The organism is Acinetobacter sp. EKM10A, assembly GCF_011075215.1.
Lineage (GTDB): Bacteria > Pseudomonadota > Gammaproteobacteria > Pseudomonadales > Moraxellaceae > Acinetobacter > Acinetobacter baumannii.
Map to the genome: position 1 here is coordinate 1 of NZ_JAALLK010000011.1, position 16,636 is coordinate 16,636.

Sequence of the window (16,636 nt, forward strand, 5' to 3'; positions counted from 1 at the left end):
TTAAAACTTGCGCGTAAAGTTGGGCTAGACAGTGGTATAGCTGGTAAAAGCGGTATCGTTGCATTTAACAATGCTTTTCACGGCCGTACTTTATTTACCGTTTCGGCAGGTGGTCAGCCAAAATATTCACAAGACTTTGCACCACTTCCAAACGGTATTAGCCATGTTGCTTATAATGATTTAGAAGCAGCTAAAGCAGTCATAAATGAACAAACTTGTGCAGTAATTGTAGAGCCTGTACAAGGTGAAGGCGGAGTTATTCCGGCTGAAATCGAATTTTTAAAAGGTTTACGTGAACTGTGTGATCAGTTCGGTGCCTTACTTATTTTTGATGAAGTACAAACTGGTGTGGGCCGTACAGGTGCACTTTATGCCTACATGAACTACGGTGTGATTCCGGATGTACTTACGACTGCAAAAGCATTGGGCGGTGGTTTCCCGGTCGGTGCAATGTTAACAACTGATAAGTTCGCACCGCATTTTTCTGTAGGTACACATGGTACAACTTACGGTGGTAACCCGTTAGCAAGTGCAGTTGCAGGTGCAGTTTTTGAGTTTATTAATACACCAGAAGTACTTGAAGGCGTGAAACACCGTCATCAATATTTCCTTGATGCATTAAATACTTTAAATGCTGAATATCAAGTATTTGATGAAATCCGTGGTCAAGGTCTATTGATTGGCTGTGTACTAAAAGCTGAATATGCAGGTAAAGCGAAAGACATTACCACATGGGCAGGCGAAGAAGGACTACTCGCTTTAATCGCAGGACCTAACGTGGTTCGTTTCACTCCTTCTCTAATTATTCCTGAACAAGATATTGATGAAGGGATTGCTCGTTTAAAAAGAGCTTTGGCAAAGTTGGCTAAATAAAAAAAGGGAAGCTAGCCATGATGATTGTCCGTCATGCCGAGTTTCGAGACCTTGAAGATATTTATAAATTAGCAGGTAAGTCAGGTGTTGGCCTGACTTCTTTGCCACAAAATATGGATACGCTTTCGGCTCGAATTTCACGTACTCGCAATACTTTAAATGGCAATGTTCATAAGAGTGAGCAGGGATATTTGTTTGTTCTGGAAGATACCGAAGCTCAACGTGTTATTGGTGTAAGTGCAATTGAGGTTGCTGTAGGTTTAATTGAACCTTGGTACAACTTTCATGTGGGAACACAAGTACATGCTTCAAAAGCATTAAACGTTTATAAGTCATTACCGACTTTATTTTTAAGTAATGACAGAACAGGAAGTAGTGAGCTCTGTACATTATTTTTAGATCCGGAACGCCGTGAAAATCAAAACGGTAAATTTTTATCGAAAATCCGTTTTATGTTTATCGCAGCATTTAAGCAATATTTTGAGAAAAAATTAATTGCGGAAATGCGTGGCTACTCTGATGAAAATGGATGTTCACCTTTTTGGGATGCGATTGGGCACCATTTTTTCAATATGGATTTCTCAACTGCAGACTATTTAAGTGGTATTGGCCAAAAAGTTTTTATTGCCGAGCTGATGCCACGTTTTCCAGTCTATGTTGACCTTTTGCCAAAAGATGCGCAAGAAGTGATTGGAAAAATGCATCCACATACTTTGCCTGCTTATCATGTGCTTGAATCAGAAGGTTTACGTTATCAAGGATATGTCGATATTTTTGATGCGGGTCCAACTATTGAAGCGAATATTGATGAGTTGCGTGCAGTCAAAGAAAGTCAACTCTTAAACGTCAAAATTACCAATGAAGCAACAGTAGGTAAAACACAATACCTTGTTGCCAATGATAATTACCACGACTATCGGGCCATGTTATTGAAGCTTGATCTCGTAGATAACACTTTAAATTTAACGCATGAACAAGCTGAAAAACTCGGTGTACAAGAAGGTCACGCTGTTCGTGTGTTATCACTAAATCCTATGGAAGTATCCTGATGTCAAACTCTTTATTTATAAACGGTGTCTGGTTACAAGGCAGCGGTACAACATTTGTAAAAACAAACCCGATTGATAACCAAACTGTATGGTCAGGTGCTGAAGCTACGGCTAGTGATGTTGAGAAAGCTTGCCAAGCTGCTCGTACAGCATTCCCAGCGTGGGCGCGTTTACCTTTTGCTGAGCGTGTGGCGATTGTAGAAAAGTTTGCAGCTTTGCTTGAAGAAAATAAAAAGCATTTAGCGGAAGTGATTAGCCAAGAAACCAGTAAACCTTTTTGGGAAACATTAACTGAAGTTCAGTCAATGATTGGCAAGGTTGCAATTTCGATTCGTGCTTATCACCAACGTACCGGTGAAAGCTCAACTGAAATGGCAGATGGTGTGGCATCTTTACGTCACCGCCCACATGGCGTACTTGCAGTTTTTGGTCCATACAACTTCCCGGGCCACTTGCCGAACGGACATATTGTTCCTGCGTTACTTGCTGGTAACACAGTTGTATTCAAACCAAGTGAATTAACGCCTTGGACTGCTGAAGAAACTGTAAAACTTTGGCAACAAGCCGGTTTGCCAAATGGTGTAATGAATTTGGTGCAAGGTGGTCGTACCACGGGTGAAGCGCTAGCTGCCTCACATGAAATTGATGGCCTCTTGTTTACTGGAAGTGCAAACACAGGTTATCACCTACACAAACAAATGGCGGGTGCTCCTGAGAAAATTCTTGCGCTTGAAATGGGCGGCAATAATGCATTGATTATCGATGAAATCGAAAATATGGATGCTGTTGTTAATCTCACTATTCAATCTGCATTTGTTTCGGCAGGGCAGCGTTGTACATGTGCGCGCCGTATCTTGGTAAAAAATGGTGCGCAAGGCGATGCATTTATTCAACGTTTTGTTGAGGTTGCTAAAAACTTAAAAGTTGGTCGTTGGAATGATGAGCAACAACCATTTATGGGCGGCGTAATTTCATCGGCTGCTGCAACAAACATGATGAATGCCCAGCAAAAGTTGCTTGAGCTTGGTGCAAAAAGCTTGTTGCCAATGACACGTCCTCAAGAAGACAGCTCATTACTTACTCCAGGCATTATTGACGTAACAGGTGTGGCGGGTATTCCAGATGAAGAATATTTCGGTCCGCTTACCACTATTCAGCGTTATGACAGTTTTGATGAAGCATTAAAAATTGCCAATGCAACTCGTTTCGGCTTGTCAGTTGGATTAGTTTCTCCAAAACGTGAATTGTTTGATGACTTACTCATTGAAGCACGTGCCGGAATTGTGAACTGGAACAAACCATTAACAGGAGCATCGAGTGCAGCACCATTTGGTGGTGTAGGAGCTTCAGGTAATCACCGTGCAAGTGCATTTTATGCTGCTGACTACTGTGCTTGGCCAATGGCTTCACTCGAAAGTGAAAGCTTGACGTTGCCAGAAAAATTATCTCCAGGGATTGTGTTGCCTTAACACTAGGGAAAGAAAAAATGAAAGGATATGAAGTAAATTTTGATGGTTTAGTGGGACCAACACATCACTATGCGGGTTTGTCTTTTGGTAATGAAGCATCGACCAAAAACCGCAATAATTTGTCTAATCCAAAATTGGCGGCGAAACAAGGCTTATTAAAAATGAAAGCTTTGGCTGATATGGGCATGAAACAAGGTGTACTTGCTCCGCATGAGCGTCCACATGTTCCGATGTTACGCCGTTTAGGTTTTACTGGAGATGACATTAGTGTTGTGGCTCAAGCAATGCGTTATTCACCAGAGCTACTGTCATCTTTAAGCTCAGCTTCTCCAATGTGGACTGCAAATGCTGCGACAGTTTCACCTTCGGCTGATAGCCAAGATGAGCGTGTGCATTTTACTGCGGCTAACCTGAACAATAAATTTCACCGTTCAATTGAAGCTGAAACTACAAGCCAAGTTTTACAAGCGATCTTTAAAAATGAACGTCATTTTGTACACCATGAAGCTTTACCGCAAGTGGCTTTGTTCGGTGATGAAGGGGCAGCAAATCACAATCGTTTAGGTGGTGATTATGCTAAACGCGGTGTTCAGGTGTTTGTTTATGGTCAACAACATTTAAATAACGGCTTACCGGGACCAAAACGTTATCCTGCACGTCAGACACGTGAAGCGAGCGAGGCCATTGCACGTTTACACCGTTTAGATGAAGCACATACTGTTTTTGTTCAGCAAAACCCGGATGTGATTGATCAGGGCGTTTTCCATAATGATGTAATTGCGGTAAGTAACCAGCAGGTTTTATTCCACCATCAACATGCATTTTTAAATCAAGATCAGGCATTTGCCGAAATTCGTCAGAAAATGGCAAGCATCGGTGAAGACTTTATTTCAATTGAAGTGCCTGAAAACCGTGTGACGGTGGACGATGCTGTTGCAACATATTTATTTAATAGTCAGATTTTGACTCGTCCAGATGGCGGAATGACCATCGTTGTGCCAGAAGAGTCTCGTCAAAATGCTGCGGTATGGAGCTATTTGAATGACATGATTCAAATGGGTACACCAATTGATGCAATTCAGGTTTATGACTTGCGTGAAAGTATGCGTAATGGTGGTGGTCCGGCTTGTTTACGTTTACGTGTAGCATTAAATGAAACCGAATTAAATGCCGTAAATCCAAAAGTTCTCATGAATGATCAATTGTTTACAACGCTTAATCAGTGGGTAGATAAACACTATCGTGATCGTTTAGCACAAGAAGATTTGGCAGATCCGCATTTACTCATGGAAAGCCGTATGGCACTTGATGAACTGACTAAAATTTTAGGTTTAGGTTCGGTTTATCCTTTCCAAAAATAATGAGGAGGTGACATGCAAGATTTTCTAGCATTAACCTTACAAGGTGAGCAACCTGCAACGCGCGAGGGAAAACAAGCAAATTTTTCTTGGCGTTGGTTAGGTGAGGGACTTCTTGAATGTACACCACATGCGCAGTACGACAAAGCTGTCGTACTGTCAGCTGGAGTACATGGGAATGAAACGGCACCAATTGAATTGCTATCTCATCTTTGCACCGATTTATTTGCTGGGCGTTTAAAGCTTGCGGTGAGATTATTGCTTGTATTGGGCAATCCCTATGCGATGCGTCAAGGCAAGCGTTATGTACATGACGATGTAAACCGTATGTTCTGTGGTGGGTATAAAAATCTGCCTGTAACTGAAGAATCTAAGCGTGCTAAGGTTTTAGAGCAGACTGTTGCCACTTTCTTTCAGGAAAGTTTGAGTCAGGCAAAACGTTATCATTATGATTTGCACACAGCAATTCGGGCTTCATTATTACCAACATTTGCTTTATTTCCATATCAAACGCATAGCTATGATGCTGATCTAACGGCAAGTCTTGAAGCAGCTGATTTGGATGCTTTGGTTTATCATAATGCGGTAGGTAAAACATTTACCCATTTTACGAGTGAGAATTTTAAGGCGGCGAGTGCAACTTTAGAGTTAGGCAAAGCATTGCCATTTGGACAAAATGACTTGAGTCAATTTGCTTCAATTGATGAAGTCATTCGTAACGTGGTTTCTGAGCAAGCTTTACCAGTGCGGAATAAACCAAAAATTCGTGTGTTTCAGGTATCTGACTCTTTAATAAAAAAAGATGAAGAGTTCCACATGAATTTATCTGCTGAGGCTCCCAACTTTTCAACTTTTACTAAAGGCGAAATCATAGCGACTCAGCCTTCTGGTAACTATGTAGTTGAACAAGATCAGGTCTGGATTTTATTCCCAAACCCGAATGTGAAGATCGGTTTACGTGCAGGCTTGGTTTTAACTGAAACAATCTGAATAGTTAATTTTAGGGAAATAAAAAAGGGCGATGAATCGCCCTTTTTTATTGCTACCTTTAATTAGTTAGTACCGAAAAGACCTTTAATAAAAGATTTCTTTTCGCCTTTTTGTGTAGACGCTTGAGCGCCTGCATTTACGTTTGCATTTGCATTAATACCAGCAACATTAACACCAACGTTTACACCTGTTTGAGCGTTAACTCCATGAGCCGGTTGAGCTGCATTTAATTTTGCTTGAGCATCCGCTTTAGTGTCAGCAACGAATTCTTTTTGCTCAGCTTGATTTTGTGCTACACGAGCTTTAACAGCATCTACACGTGCTTGAGCATCGGCCTGTTTTTCAGCAGTAAATTCTTTTTGGTCAGCTTGTTTTTCTGCTACCTTAGTTTTTACAGCATCAAGATGCGCTTTTGTATCTGCTTTAGCTTCAACTGCTAGGTTTTTAGTGCCAGTTGCAGCCTTAGTCGCTAAATTTTTTGTACCTGTAGCTGCTTCGGTAGCAAAATGTTTAGTACCAGTTACAGCTTCACTTGCTACATGTTTAGTGCCAGTAGCAGCTTTAGAAGAAAGTTCAGTTACTTTACCTGTTGTTTTTTTTGTAGCTTTAACGGTTGTGTCAGCAGCTACGTGACCAGCATGTTTTGCTGTGTTCCCTACAGTATGTGCAGTATTTTTGACTGTATTGGCTACGCCACTAACAAGACCACCTGGTTGTACGTTGACTTGAGCAGATGCACCTGCATTAACGCCCGCACTTTGTGCAAAAATAGAGGCAGAAGCAAGTACACTTGCAGTAACGATAGCTGTTTTCATCATTTTCATTGCGATATCCTTCAAAGAATATACCCTTTTAGTGAGGTATTTCATAAACGCAATCGCATCATAGCTAAGGAAATATGAGCTTGGGAACTCACTTCATCAAAACGTTACAACAGTGTTACATTGAGTAAACAGACTAGGGATAAATTGTGAAGATTAATAAAAATTAATAATAAAGTGAAAAAGAACATTTATTTTTTAGTTATTCTTATTAAGCTGGTCCTATTTTCATCTTACAGCTTTTTAACCTTCATCTCCTAAATTTTTCTATCGTTGTTCATGTGATACATGCCTATATCTCTAAATGTGATGTAGTTCTCGTTATTTATTAGAGGAAACGGCATAATAATTGCTTATTATGAGAATAGGGTGCTTTTTTAGCACTTTTTTGAACCTTATTCTGCCAGAAATATAAACGTAAAGGGCAGAACTGTATTTTTGCTTATTCGAGAAAAGATATTTTAGCTTTTCTCATGTTTATACATTTTATGAAATAGAAATTTCACATGAAATGTAACTCAAGAAATGTCTCTTTATTTCGAATAATCAAAAATAAATATAGATGTCTATAAACAAAAGAACAGAGATCTTAAATGATGAAAATTATAGCTTCCCTACTTGTAATAGTCGGCTTGATCGCCGTTGTTCTTTATTTCAAACCCACAAGCGGTGCATCTGATGTGTTCAATTCTGCTTTACATGAGACGAATTCTCCACAACCAGATACTTCATCTTCTCTTTCTAAACTTAAGGAGCCTACTCAACCTAAAAACGTATCTTTAAATTCAAACCACTCTCAATCGGTATCAGCAGATACCGTTCCTTTTTATGACACAAAAAGTGATCCTTCGATTCAACCGATTGATCCAGAAAAAGATCCAGCAAATGAAATAAAAGCGAAATAAGCAAATTGTTAGTTGAAAAACTACGGAGAAAAATAATGCAAAGTAAAACGTTGTTTCTATTAGGTCTATGTACAATTTTCAGTACAACTGTGTCCGCTCTTCCTTTGGATTCCAAAGGGGCCAAACAGCGGTTAAGTCAGGCAGCAAAACAAAAAGTGTTCCAAGGTAAAATAGATTTAGATGCCTTGGTTAGTAATGATTCAAACGATTTAATTGTCGAATACAATATTCCTTCATCGAGCGTACCTTCAGGTTTAGAACGGCGAAGTTATATTGCTACAAATAAAAAGAATCTTCAGACAAGGTTTAATCGTGCCGGCGGTGTACAAGTACTTCGGGATTACAATAACCTACCTTTGGCTTTTTATCGGATTAGTAACCGTGAGGCTTTAGTAGCTTTATTAAATGATCCGAACGTTAAAGCAGTTTATCCAAACCGTATTAACCGTACTACAACTACTGAAAGTTTGCCTTTGATTAATCAACCACAAGCCAATACCAATGGTTTTACGGGGGAGGGATCGAGTGTTGCTGTGCTGGATACAGGGGTAAATTATCTACATTCAGATTTTGGATGTACCGCTGTGAATACTCCATCAAGTACTTGCCGTGTGGTGTATTCTTTTGATAGTGCACCAGATGATGGCACTTTGGATGATGATGGGCATGGTAGTAACGTTTCCGCTATTGTGTCGAAAGTCGCTACTAAAACTAAAATTATTGGTATTGATGTATTTAGAAAGGTCAGATCGCAAGGTAAGTGGGTAAGCACCGCTTATGATAGTGATATTCTCGCGGGGATTAACTGGGCTGTAAACAATGCACAAACCTATAATATTAAAGCGGTGAATTTGAGCCTTGGTGTGCCGGGAGTCAAATATACCTCTGAGTGTAGCGATAGCAGTTATGGAACAGCATTTGCCAATGCGAGAGCTGCTGGCGTGGTTCCGGTTGTAGCCTCTGGTAATGATGCCTTCCCTGACGGAATTTCATCTCCTGCTTGTGTGGCAGGGGCAGTCAGGGTAGGTGCTGTTTATGATAGTAATATTGGTGGTGTGTCATGGGGTAACCCCGTGAAATGTTCTGACCCAACTACAGCAGCAGATAAGGTAGCCTGCTTTAGTAATGGGGGAAGCCTTGTGACCTTATTGGCGCCGGGTGCAATGATTACCGCAGGTGGCTATACCATGGGTGGTACCTCTCAAGCGACACCACATGTGGCAGGCGCGATTGCTCTATTGAGAGCGAATAGTGTGAGTCCAACAGAAAGTATCGATCAAACCATTAGCCGGTTAAAAGCTACGGGTAAACCTATTACTGACTCAAGAACGGGCTTGGTTTTCCCACGGATTGATTTACTGGCGGCAACCAATGGTTTAACCGTTAACTAAATAGCATATTTATAATTTTTTATTAGGTCCAAAAAATTTAAATGGCTATGGCTCGTTGCAAAAGATAACTTCTGCAACGAGTTTTTTTTATGAAAAGCTTTAATCACACTTTGCTAAGTTGTCTTTACTAAAATTACTTTGAAGTTTTTTGAAATTATTTTGAATTTCGGGATCTTGGATATTAAAAGTGGTAGAGCTTTTGGTTGTCGAATTGGTCGCTTGACTTAATATGCCAGAAGAGTCTGGATATTGCTCTGTAAATGATTGAGCTGAAATCAGACCTTTATTATTAAAAATCCAATGTTCAGTTACTTGTCCACCACCTAAATAACCCGTAAATTCAATCATACAAGCTTGCTTATCGTGTTTAATGAGCTTGGCTACATTGCCTGTAGTGGTTGGATAAGCTTCGATATTGGTATCTTGTTCTAAAACTTGTGCCTGAGGATAAGAAGAAAGAGGTGCGGTAGTTGCACATGCTGTTAATGCTAAGCAGCACAGGGTAGAAAAGAGAAGTTTTTGACTGTTCATAAGGCAGGTTCCTAGCTCTTTGTAGTGGATGTATGTCTTTTTTAAAGTGTGTTTCTTTGGAAGCACGATATGATCGCGCTACTCTGATTTAATTTTAATTGGCAGTCGTACTAGATTTACTTAGCTCACCTTGTTCGATTGGAATATTTTCACCGTTTCTACTGCTGGTGATATTTTGCTTAGCTTGTTCTATTTTCTGTTCAGTAAATACTTTGGCTGTATCCGCTTTTTGTTGAACAACTTCTGCTTTTTCAGCGGTAAATTCTTTCGTATCTTTCCATTTTTCACTAATTTTATTTGAGGTTTTTTCAGAGGCGCCTTGAATAGAATCTCCTAAGTTTTGTATGCCTTTTCCGGTTTTATATAACAGTACGCGGCCTAAGCTTGGATTATCACCATAAGGCATTGTCTTAGAAGTTGCTTCATTCACTTGTTGAGGTTGAGGTGTTTCAGCAAAGAGAGATGATGAAACCAAGATAGAGCTTGTAATACATAAAATTTTTATGGCTTTCATTTTGGATTAATCTCCCCAATGACTATCAAAATATGGATAGCTGATCTTACTGTTAAAAATAAATCTTGTGCAGACATGAGATAAAACCCATACGATTTGATTACGAGAAATCATCATTTGAAGGGAATAGCATCATTACCCAAATGCTTTATAAACAAAACTCCGACTTTATCAATTCTATAAACATGTCTCTCGCTTTATGGTTACTCACATTTTTATGCCAGAAAAAATGATTTTGCATAAAGGCAAGGTATTCAAATTTATAACTTTGAATATGCGCTAAATTTTTATATTGTTCATAAATACTCTTAGGCACTAACGCCACGCCAGAACCCGCACTGACACACCCAATAATGGTGGCGTAACTGGTAATACTGGTGATAGGGAGAGAGATATTCTTCAGTTTAAGCCATTCTTCAAGAGCTGCACGGTAAGGACAGCCTTCAGTCCACATGAAAATTTCTTTACCAATCAAATCTTCTTGGCAATGAATTTCTCCTAAAGAATGAGATGCAATTAAGACCATGTCTTCTTGATAAATACTGAGTTTATTTAACATAGGAAACTCAATATTGCCTGCAACAATTGCACCATCAAGTTTGTGCTGAGAAATATCGACTAGTAGCTGTTTCCATGTGCCAGTAATAATTTGAATAGAAACTTCTGGATAACGTTGATGATATTTTGCAAGTAAGTTGGGCAGGCGAGTTGTAGCAGAAGATTCAATAGCTCCAATTTTGAGCGGGCCAGAGGGCGGTGCATCTGGATGAATACTTCGTTTCGCTTCATCGCATAGCGCTAAAATTTTATGGCAATAATCGAGAAAGATTTCTCCTGATGGGGTGAGTTTTAAGCTTTTTCCTTCGCGATAAAACAGCGGTGCGCCTAGTTCTTCTTCAAGTTGCTTAATGCGTGTAGTGATATTGGAGGGTACGCAATGTAGTTGTAGTGATGCTTTAGCCATGGTTCCGCATTCAACCACGGTTTGGAACATTTTTAACTGGGTAATATCCATGTTTAATCATTCACTTTTAATGAATATTTGACTCAATATAAGTTAATTTTATTCAACTATCTATGCGCATATGATGAAAGAGTTCCATTTCATTAGTGCAGATTTAACATGGCAATTTCTCTTGCTGCCGAAACCCAGCCTCCCGCATTTAAGCTCTATTTATGTATTGCTGTGACCGTCTTTTGTTGGGGCTATTCACCTATTGGAGTACATAGTGCTTTGCATTCATATACACCGCAGCACATTGCCTTGCTCCGCTTTTTGATTGCTTCGTTTTTTTTGCTGCTTTTGGTCATGAAAAAAGGCATTCAGCCTTTAAAGTGGAAAGATGCTCCTGCACTTGCTGTATTAGGTTTTTTCTCTGTAACTCTGCATCATTTGCTGATAAATACAGGGCAGCAATATGTGACTGCGGTTGCCTCCAGCATTTTAAGTCAATCTATTCCGTTATTTACATTTATTATTTCAGCTTTGCTTTTTAAGGAACAAATCAGTTTCAAACAATGGTTATGTATTTTGTTGGGACTGGGCGGCGCCGTGTTAGTGGTCAGTGGTGACCATGGTTTTGGTGTACCGAGTCCTTATAGTTTATTGATTGTTCTAGCTGCAATTGCATGGGGTCTCTACTTTAATTTATATAAGAAATTTGCTTTAAATTATGATGCTTTGAGCATGATGTGTTACATCATCTGGTTCGGAACCATTCCTTTACTATTTTATAGTGCCAATTTACCCAATGAAGTTTTACATGCTACTTGGCAAGCCAATATGTCGGTTGTCTTATTGGGTATTTTCCCAAGTGCGATGGCTTATGTTCTTTGGGGCTATGTTCTTAAAAATATGCAGTTAACGATTGCATCGAATTTTCTATATTGCTCGCCGATTGTCGCAATGAGTTTGGCAGTGCTTTTCTTAAATGAAAAACCGTCAATGATGGTGCTGCTGGGAGGAGTAATTATTGTGGGGAGTTTGGTATGGATGAATTGGGGGAATAGGCGTACTATCGAATAAGCTATGTCATGCGCTACTTGCTTTAAGAGAATGAAATGATTGTTGTTACCTTGACCTATAAAAAACCGTTAGCCGAAGTTGATGCTGTATTGAAAGAACATATTGCATTTTTAGATCATTACTATGAGCAAAAGAAATTTTTAGCGTCGGGACGCCGGGAAAATAGAGTAGGTGGGGTAATTTTAGTTCTAAGCTCTTCGATTCAAGAAGCTGAAGAAATCATGAAAAATGATCCATTTTATATTCATGATGTGGCTGATTATGACTTTATGTGGTTTGAGCCATCAAAAAGTTTAGAAGAAATTAAAGATTTTGTTTGATTACATTAGAGAACTACTTAAATTTAAGTAGTTCTCTAGTCTTTTTGGTTAATATTTATTATTGCTCAACAATATAAATACTATTTTCGAATACATCTCCTTTACTTGTTTTAACTACACCAACACATAAATTGTCAGGAGTTTGGATAAAAGAAACTAAGGATGTATCTGCATTAGTTTTACAGTTTTTTTGCTTATTCTCATCAAATGCTTTTAAATTTAATTGATGTTGTAAATCTAAAGTGAATACTTGGCTAAGAGCGCTAAATGCTTGATCTGCTTTTTTCATAAATAATAAATTATTTTGAGCTTCCCATTCAGATAAAGAAATACGATCCTTACTTACATAGTGATATAAGCGTTTTGTATCTGCATTATTGTCCGCTGCATTTTTAAATTGTGTTTTTAATCCAAAATTTACTTTTACAATTGGTTTTTCACGGAAAGAGAGACGTGAATAAGGCACAATTTTAATTTCAGATGCCTGATTTAAACTTAGAAGTTTGAGAGTAGGATCTGTTTTATTTTGGGTGAGAGAGTCAGTAATTTTTTGATGTATTAACTGATCAAATTTAATAGGTTGATTGAGAGAGCTTTTTTCAATGGCTGAACTATTTGCATTTTTATCAATTGCCATTGCAACACCTACTCCGATAAGGCCAAACATTCCAGAAACTGGACTGGCTGAAGCACTACTTGCATCACCAACTAATATTTGGCTTTCCTTTACAAAGTAATCACCTGCACCTGATTCAGTCATTGAAGAAAGTTGTTCTGAAGAAACAGAAAGAGAGGTTTGTTTACCCGCTGCTGGATATTGAATCGATTTGGTCGTTGCACATCCAGTAAATAGTAATGTTGATATGAGTAATAAATTTAAGTTTTTCATTGCAATGATACTTTGTTAAGTTTGGTAATTATTTGTTTTAGTTTATTGAATTGTGGATAAAAAGTGAAGGAAGTAAATAATTCTTATTTATTAATTGAATGTAAAATAATCATTTATAATTATATTGAATGAAATTCTTCAATAAAAAACCATGTTTCCAACTAGAGTGAAAACATGGTTTTTATTAAAGTCTAATTATACAAAAATTAATTTTTATATAATTTTAACCCTGCAACACGCTCACATCAGCAACAGCAGTAAACAAGTTACGTAACTGAGCCAATAAACGTAAACGGTTTGCTTTTAGGTCAGCCTCATCTGCCATTACCATTACACCATCAAAGAATGCATCAATCGGCGCGCGAAGTGTTGCAAGCTTAGAAAGGGCAGCTGTGTAGTCTTTTGCTGCAAGTAATGGTTCAACTACAGGAGTCACTGCTTGAAGCTCAGCAAATAATGCTTTTTCAGCGTCTTCAACTAAGTTCGCTTCAACTACAGAACCTTCTGGTGCTGCTTCTTTTGCAAGAATGTTAGCAACACGTTTATTTGCAGCAGCAAGTGCAGCAGCTTCAGGTAATGTGCGGAAGTGGTTAACAGCATTTACACGCTTGTCAAAATCGAGTGGAGATTTTGGTGCAAGTGCTTGAACCGCTTGAAGTACGTCAACAGCAACGCCTTGGTCTTCATACTTAGCACGGTAACGACCTTCCAAGAATGCAACCGCGTCAGCACGAGTTTTGTCGTGGTCTTTAACGATATCACCATAACCTTGAAGCGCAAGATTTACTAACTCTTCAATCGTTACATCTAATTCATTTTCAATGATTAAACGTAAGATACCAATTGCTGAACGACGAAGAGCAAACGGGTCTTTAGAACCTGTAGGCGCTTGTCCAATACCGAAAATACCAACCAGCGTATCTAAACGGTCAGCAAGAGCAATGGTTGTACCTGTTTTGGTTTTTGGTAAAACATCACCAGCAAATTTTGGTAAGTATTGTTCACCTAAAGCTTCTGAAACTTCAGTGTTTTCACCTTCAATACGTGCGTAGTAAGTACCCGCAATACCTTGAAGTTCGGGGAACTCACCTACAAGTTCAGAAGTTAAGTCACATTTAGCAAGTAATGCAGCTTTTTCAGCATCCGCTGGGTTTGCACCAGTGATTGAAGATAATGCAACTGCAAGTTTTGCAATACGTGTTGATTTGTCCCAAAGCGTACCAAGCTGTGCTTGGAATACCATGTTTGCTAATTTTTCTTTACGAGATGCAAGCGGTTGCTTTTGATCTTGTAAGAAGAAGAATTCAGCATCAGACAAACGAGGACGAACAACTTTTTCGTTACCTTCAATAATTTGAGTCGGATCTTTAGACTCAATATTTGAAACAGTAATGAAGTAAGGCTGTAATTTACCGTCGTTATTGATCAAACAGAAATACTTCTGGTTGTCTTGCATTGTCGTAATAAGAGCTTCTTGAGGAACAGCTAAGTAGCGTTCTTCAAAGGTTGCACGTAAAGCTACAGGCCATTCAACCAGACTTGTTACTTCATCAAGTAAGTCAGCCGGAACAATCGCAGTTGCGTTAACTTCATCAGCTAGCTTTTTTACTTGTTGTTTAATAGTTGCTTGACGCTTTTCAAAGTTCGCAACAACATACGCTTTTTCTAAAGCGGCTAAGTAGTCATTTGCATGCGCTAAAGTCACAGCTTCTGGTGCATGGAAACGGTGGCCATAAGTCACATTACCAGCTTTGTGATCTTGAATCGTTGCGTCAACAATTTGGTCGTCTTTGAGTAAAAGAACCCATTTAACTGGACGCACAAACTCGGTACGGCTTGCAGCAGAACGCATACGCTTAGCAATTGGTAAATTGTCCAATGCAGTTTGTAAAATTTGTGGAAGTAAAGCGTCAAGACTTTGACCTTTCACATCTTTTAAATAGCAAACTTTTTCAACTTTACCTGCTTGGAAAGTAGAAAGTTGGTCTACAGTAATTCCTTGACCACGCATAAAGCCTTCGAGTGCTTTAGTCGGTTTGCCTTCTGCATCGTAAGCCGCTTGAACAGCAGGGCCGTCAAAACGTTTTTGTGTATCAGCTTGAGCAGCATCGATATCGACAATTTTAAGCGCTAAACGACGTGGAGCAGCATAAGCTTCAATAGATGCAAAATTTAAACCCGCATCTTTTAAGCCTTTTATCGTTTCTGCCTGTAATGCATCACGTAACGTTTTTAAGCTTTTTGGTGGAAGCTCTTCACAGCCAAGTTCGAATAAAACAGTATGTTTGCTCATTAGTTTTTCTCCGCCTTTGCTGCTTCACTTTCAGCTTGTGCTTTTAGCTGTGCCAATACTTCATCACGTAAGTGTGGTTCTGCCATTGGGAAGCCAAGTTCTGCACGTGCTTGTACATAACTTTGTGCAATAGCGCGCGCTAAAGTACGTACACGTAAAATGTAGCGTTGACGCTCAGTTACAGAAATTGCGCCACGTGCATCAAGCAAGTTAAAGGTATGAGACGCTTTAACGACTTGCTCATAAGCTGGAAGTGGAAGTTTAGCTTCCATTAAACGGTTAGCTTCTGACTCGTAGAAATCAAATAGTTCAAATAGTTTGTCAACTGGAGCGTATTCAAAGTTATAAGTCGATTGCTCAACTTCATTTTGATGGAATACGTCGCCGTAAGTTACCGTACCGAATTGGCCTTTGGTCCAAACAAGGTCATAAACCGAGTCTACACCTTGTAGGTACATCGCAAGACGTTCTAAACCGTAAGTGATTTCGCCTGTTACTGGGTAACATTCAACACCACCAACTTGTTGGAAGTAAGTGAACTGAGTTACTTCCATACCGTTAAGCCAAACTTCCCAACCTAAGCCCCAAGCACCAAGAGTTGGAGATTCCCAGTTGTCTTCTACGAAACGGATATCGTGAGTAAGCGTATCAATCCCGATTGCTTTTAAAGAATCGAGATAAAGCTGTTGAATGTTGTCTGGGTTTGGTTTAAGTACTACTTGGAACTGATAGTAGTGTTGCAAACGGTTCGGGTTTTCACCGTAGCGGCCATCTTTTGGACGACGTGAAGGTTGAACGTATGCCGCGTTCCAAGTCTCTGGCCCTAAAGCACGTAAGAATGTTGCGGTGTGGAATGTTCCAGCGCCCATTTCCATGTCGTAAGGTTGTAGTACGACGCAGCCTTGTTCGGCCCAATAGTTTTGTAGGGCAAGAATTAAGCCCTGAAATGTATCAATGTGCGAGATGGCGCGACTCATGTAGCATCCACGAATTTATGAGAAAAATTGCCCCTAAGTATAAGGATTTTGTAGGGGAGTGGCAAAGGCTTAATGCGGAGGAAATTATTGAGGCGGTAACTAGAACTTTAATATTTCCATAATCCTGTTGGAGTAATTGTTAGCCACATCATTTTAATGATAATATCCACCCGTAATCTTTTTTATTGTTACGATAAAAAATCGCGAAAAATCGACTTAAGTTTCATTTC

16 protein-coding genes are annotated in these 16,636 nt (G+C 39.3%); 9 read left to right on the forward strand and 7 right to left on the reverse strand.

What is annotated here, in order from left to right; translation table 11 throughout:
• From G9371_RS13430 to astE, 5 genes are all read left to right on the forward strand, one after another.
• Positions 1-873 (forward strand): aminotransferase class III-fold pyridoxal phosphate-dependent enzyme (locus G9371_RS13430; RefSeq protein WP_165471280.1); only part of this gene is annotated, 873 nt, incomplete at its 5' end.
• A gap of 17 nt (positions 874-890) precedes the next feature.
• A complete protein-coding gene (astA, locus tag G9371_RS13435; RefSeq protein ID WP_000973732.1) occupies positions 891-1,922 on the forward strand; it encodes an arginine N-succinyltransferase in 1,032 nt (343 codons plus the stop codon).
• A complete protein-coding gene (gene astD, locus G9371_RS13440) occupies positions 1,922-3,391 on the forward strand; it encodes a succinylglutamate-semialdehyde dehydrogenase (protein WP_002133684.1) in 1,470 nt (489 codons plus the stop codon). The genes astA and astD overlap by 1 nt, the downstream gene beginning before the upstream one ends.
• A gap of 17 nt (positions 3,392-3,408) precedes the next feature.
• Entirely contained in the window at positions 3,409-4,752 is a 1,344-nt protein-coding gene (gene astB, locus G9371_RS13445; protein WP_002058255.1) for an N-succinylarginine dihydrolase, read from the forward strand.
• A 12-nt stretch (positions 4,753-4,764) separates the two neighbouring features.
• The gene (gene astE / locus G9371_RS13450) at positions 4,765-5,739 is read left to right on the forward strand and encodes a succinylglutamate desuccinylase (RefSeq protein WP_001150823.1); all 975 of its coding nucleotides are present in this window, start codon (positions 4,765-4,767) and stop codon (positions 5,737-5,739) included.
• Between the two features lie 62 nt (positions 5,740-5,801).
• Here astE and G9371_RS13455 read toward each other — a convergent pair whose 3' ends face one another.
• The gene (locus G9371_RS13455; RefSeq protein WP_000783286.1) at positions 5,802-6,563 is read right to left on the reverse strand and encodes a hypothetical protein; all 762 of its coding nucleotides are present in this window, start codon (positions 6,561-6,563) and stop codon (positions 5,802-5,804) included.
• 593 nt (positions 6,564-7,156) lie between these two features.
• Between G9371_RS13455 and G9371_RS13460 the strand changes: the two genes are divergently transcribed.
• Complete coding sequence (locus tag G9371_RS13460; RefSeq protein WP_000691034.1) at positions 7,157-7,465, forward strand: hypothetical protein; 309 nt, start codon at positions 7,157-7,159, stop codon at positions 7,463-7,465.
• A 35-nt stretch (positions 7,466-7,500) separates the two neighbouring features.
• Positions 7,501-8,856 (forward strand): S8 family serine peptidase, encoded by a 1,356-nt coding sequence (locus tag G9371_RS13465; RefSeq protein ID WP_029424128.1) that lies wholly within the window; start codon positions 7,501-7,503, stop codon positions 8,854-8,856.
• A 99-nt stretch (positions 8,857-8,955) separates the two neighbouring features.
• On the opposite strand, the gene G9371_RS13470 is transcribed toward G9371_RS13465, so the two are convergent.
• The 3 genes from G9371_RS13470 to G9371_RS13480 all read right to left on the reverse strand — a co-directional run bounded on the left by G9371_RS13470 (position 8,956) and on the right by G9371_RS13480 (position 10,916).
• Positions 8,956-9,387 (reverse strand): hypothetical protein, encoded by a 432-nt coding sequence (locus G9371_RS13470; RefSeq protein ID WP_001088069.1) that lies wholly within the window; start codon positions 9,385-9,387, stop codon positions 8,956-8,958.
• 94 nt (positions 9,388-9,481) lie between these two features.
• A complete protein-coding gene (locus tag G9371_RS13475) occupies positions 9,482-9,901 on the reverse strand; it encodes a hypothetical protein (RefSeq protein ID WP_000644154.1) in 420 nt (139 codons plus the stop codon).
• A 148-nt stretch (positions 9,902-10,049) separates the two neighbouring features.
• Complete coding sequence (locus tag G9371_RS13480) at positions 10,050-10,916, reverse strand: LysR family transcriptional regulator (protein ID WP_000355656.1); 867 nt, start codon at positions 10,914-10,916, stop codon at positions 10,050-10,052.
• Positions 10,917-11,024: 108 nt separating this feature from the next.
• Here G9371_RS13480 and G9371_RS13485 point away from each other — a divergent pair, with 108 nt between their 5' ends.
• Together G9371_RS13485 and G9371_RS13490 are read left to right on the forward strand one after the other, a co-directional pair.
• Positions 11,025-11,927, forward strand: a complete 903-nt coding sequence (locus tag G9371_RS13485; RefSeq protein WP_029424129.1) for a DMT family transporter — start codon at positions 11,025-11,027, stop codon at positions 11,925-11,927.
• Between the two features lie 35 nt (positions 11,928-11,962).
• Positions 11,963-12,247 (forward strand): YciI family protein, encoded by a 285-nt coding sequence (locus tag G9371_RS13490; RefSeq protein ID WP_002116836.1) that lies wholly within the window; start codon positions 11,963-11,965, stop codon positions 12,245-12,247.
• Positions 12,248-12,305: 58 nt separating this feature from the next.
• Here the strand turns inward: G9371_RS13490 and G9371_RS13495 are convergent, their stop codons facing one another.
• From G9371_RS13495 to glyQ, 3 genes are all read right to left on the reverse strand, one after another.
• Positions 12,306-13,136 (reverse strand): hypothetical protein, encoded by an 831-nt coding sequence (locus G9371_RS13495; RefSeq protein ID WP_002116648.1) that lies wholly within the window; start codon positions 13,134-13,136, stop codon positions 12,306-12,308.
• A 223-nt stretch (positions 13,137-13,359) separates the two neighbouring features.
• Positions 13,360-15,429, reverse strand: coding sequence for a glycine--tRNA ligase subunit beta (gene glyS / locus G9371_RS13500; protein WP_029424130.1), 2,070 nt, complete (start codon positions 15,427-15,429; stop codon positions 13,360-13,362).
• Positions 15,429-16,406: a glycine--tRNA ligase subunit alpha gene (gene glyQ, locus G9371_RS13505; RefSeq protein WP_000085212.1), complete on the reverse strand. Its 978-nt coding sequence runs from the start codon at positions 16,404-16,406 to the stop codon at positions 15,429-15,431. Before glyQ ends, glyS begins: the two co-directional genes overlap by 1 nt.
• Positions 16,407-16,636: the final 230 nt, after the last annotated feature.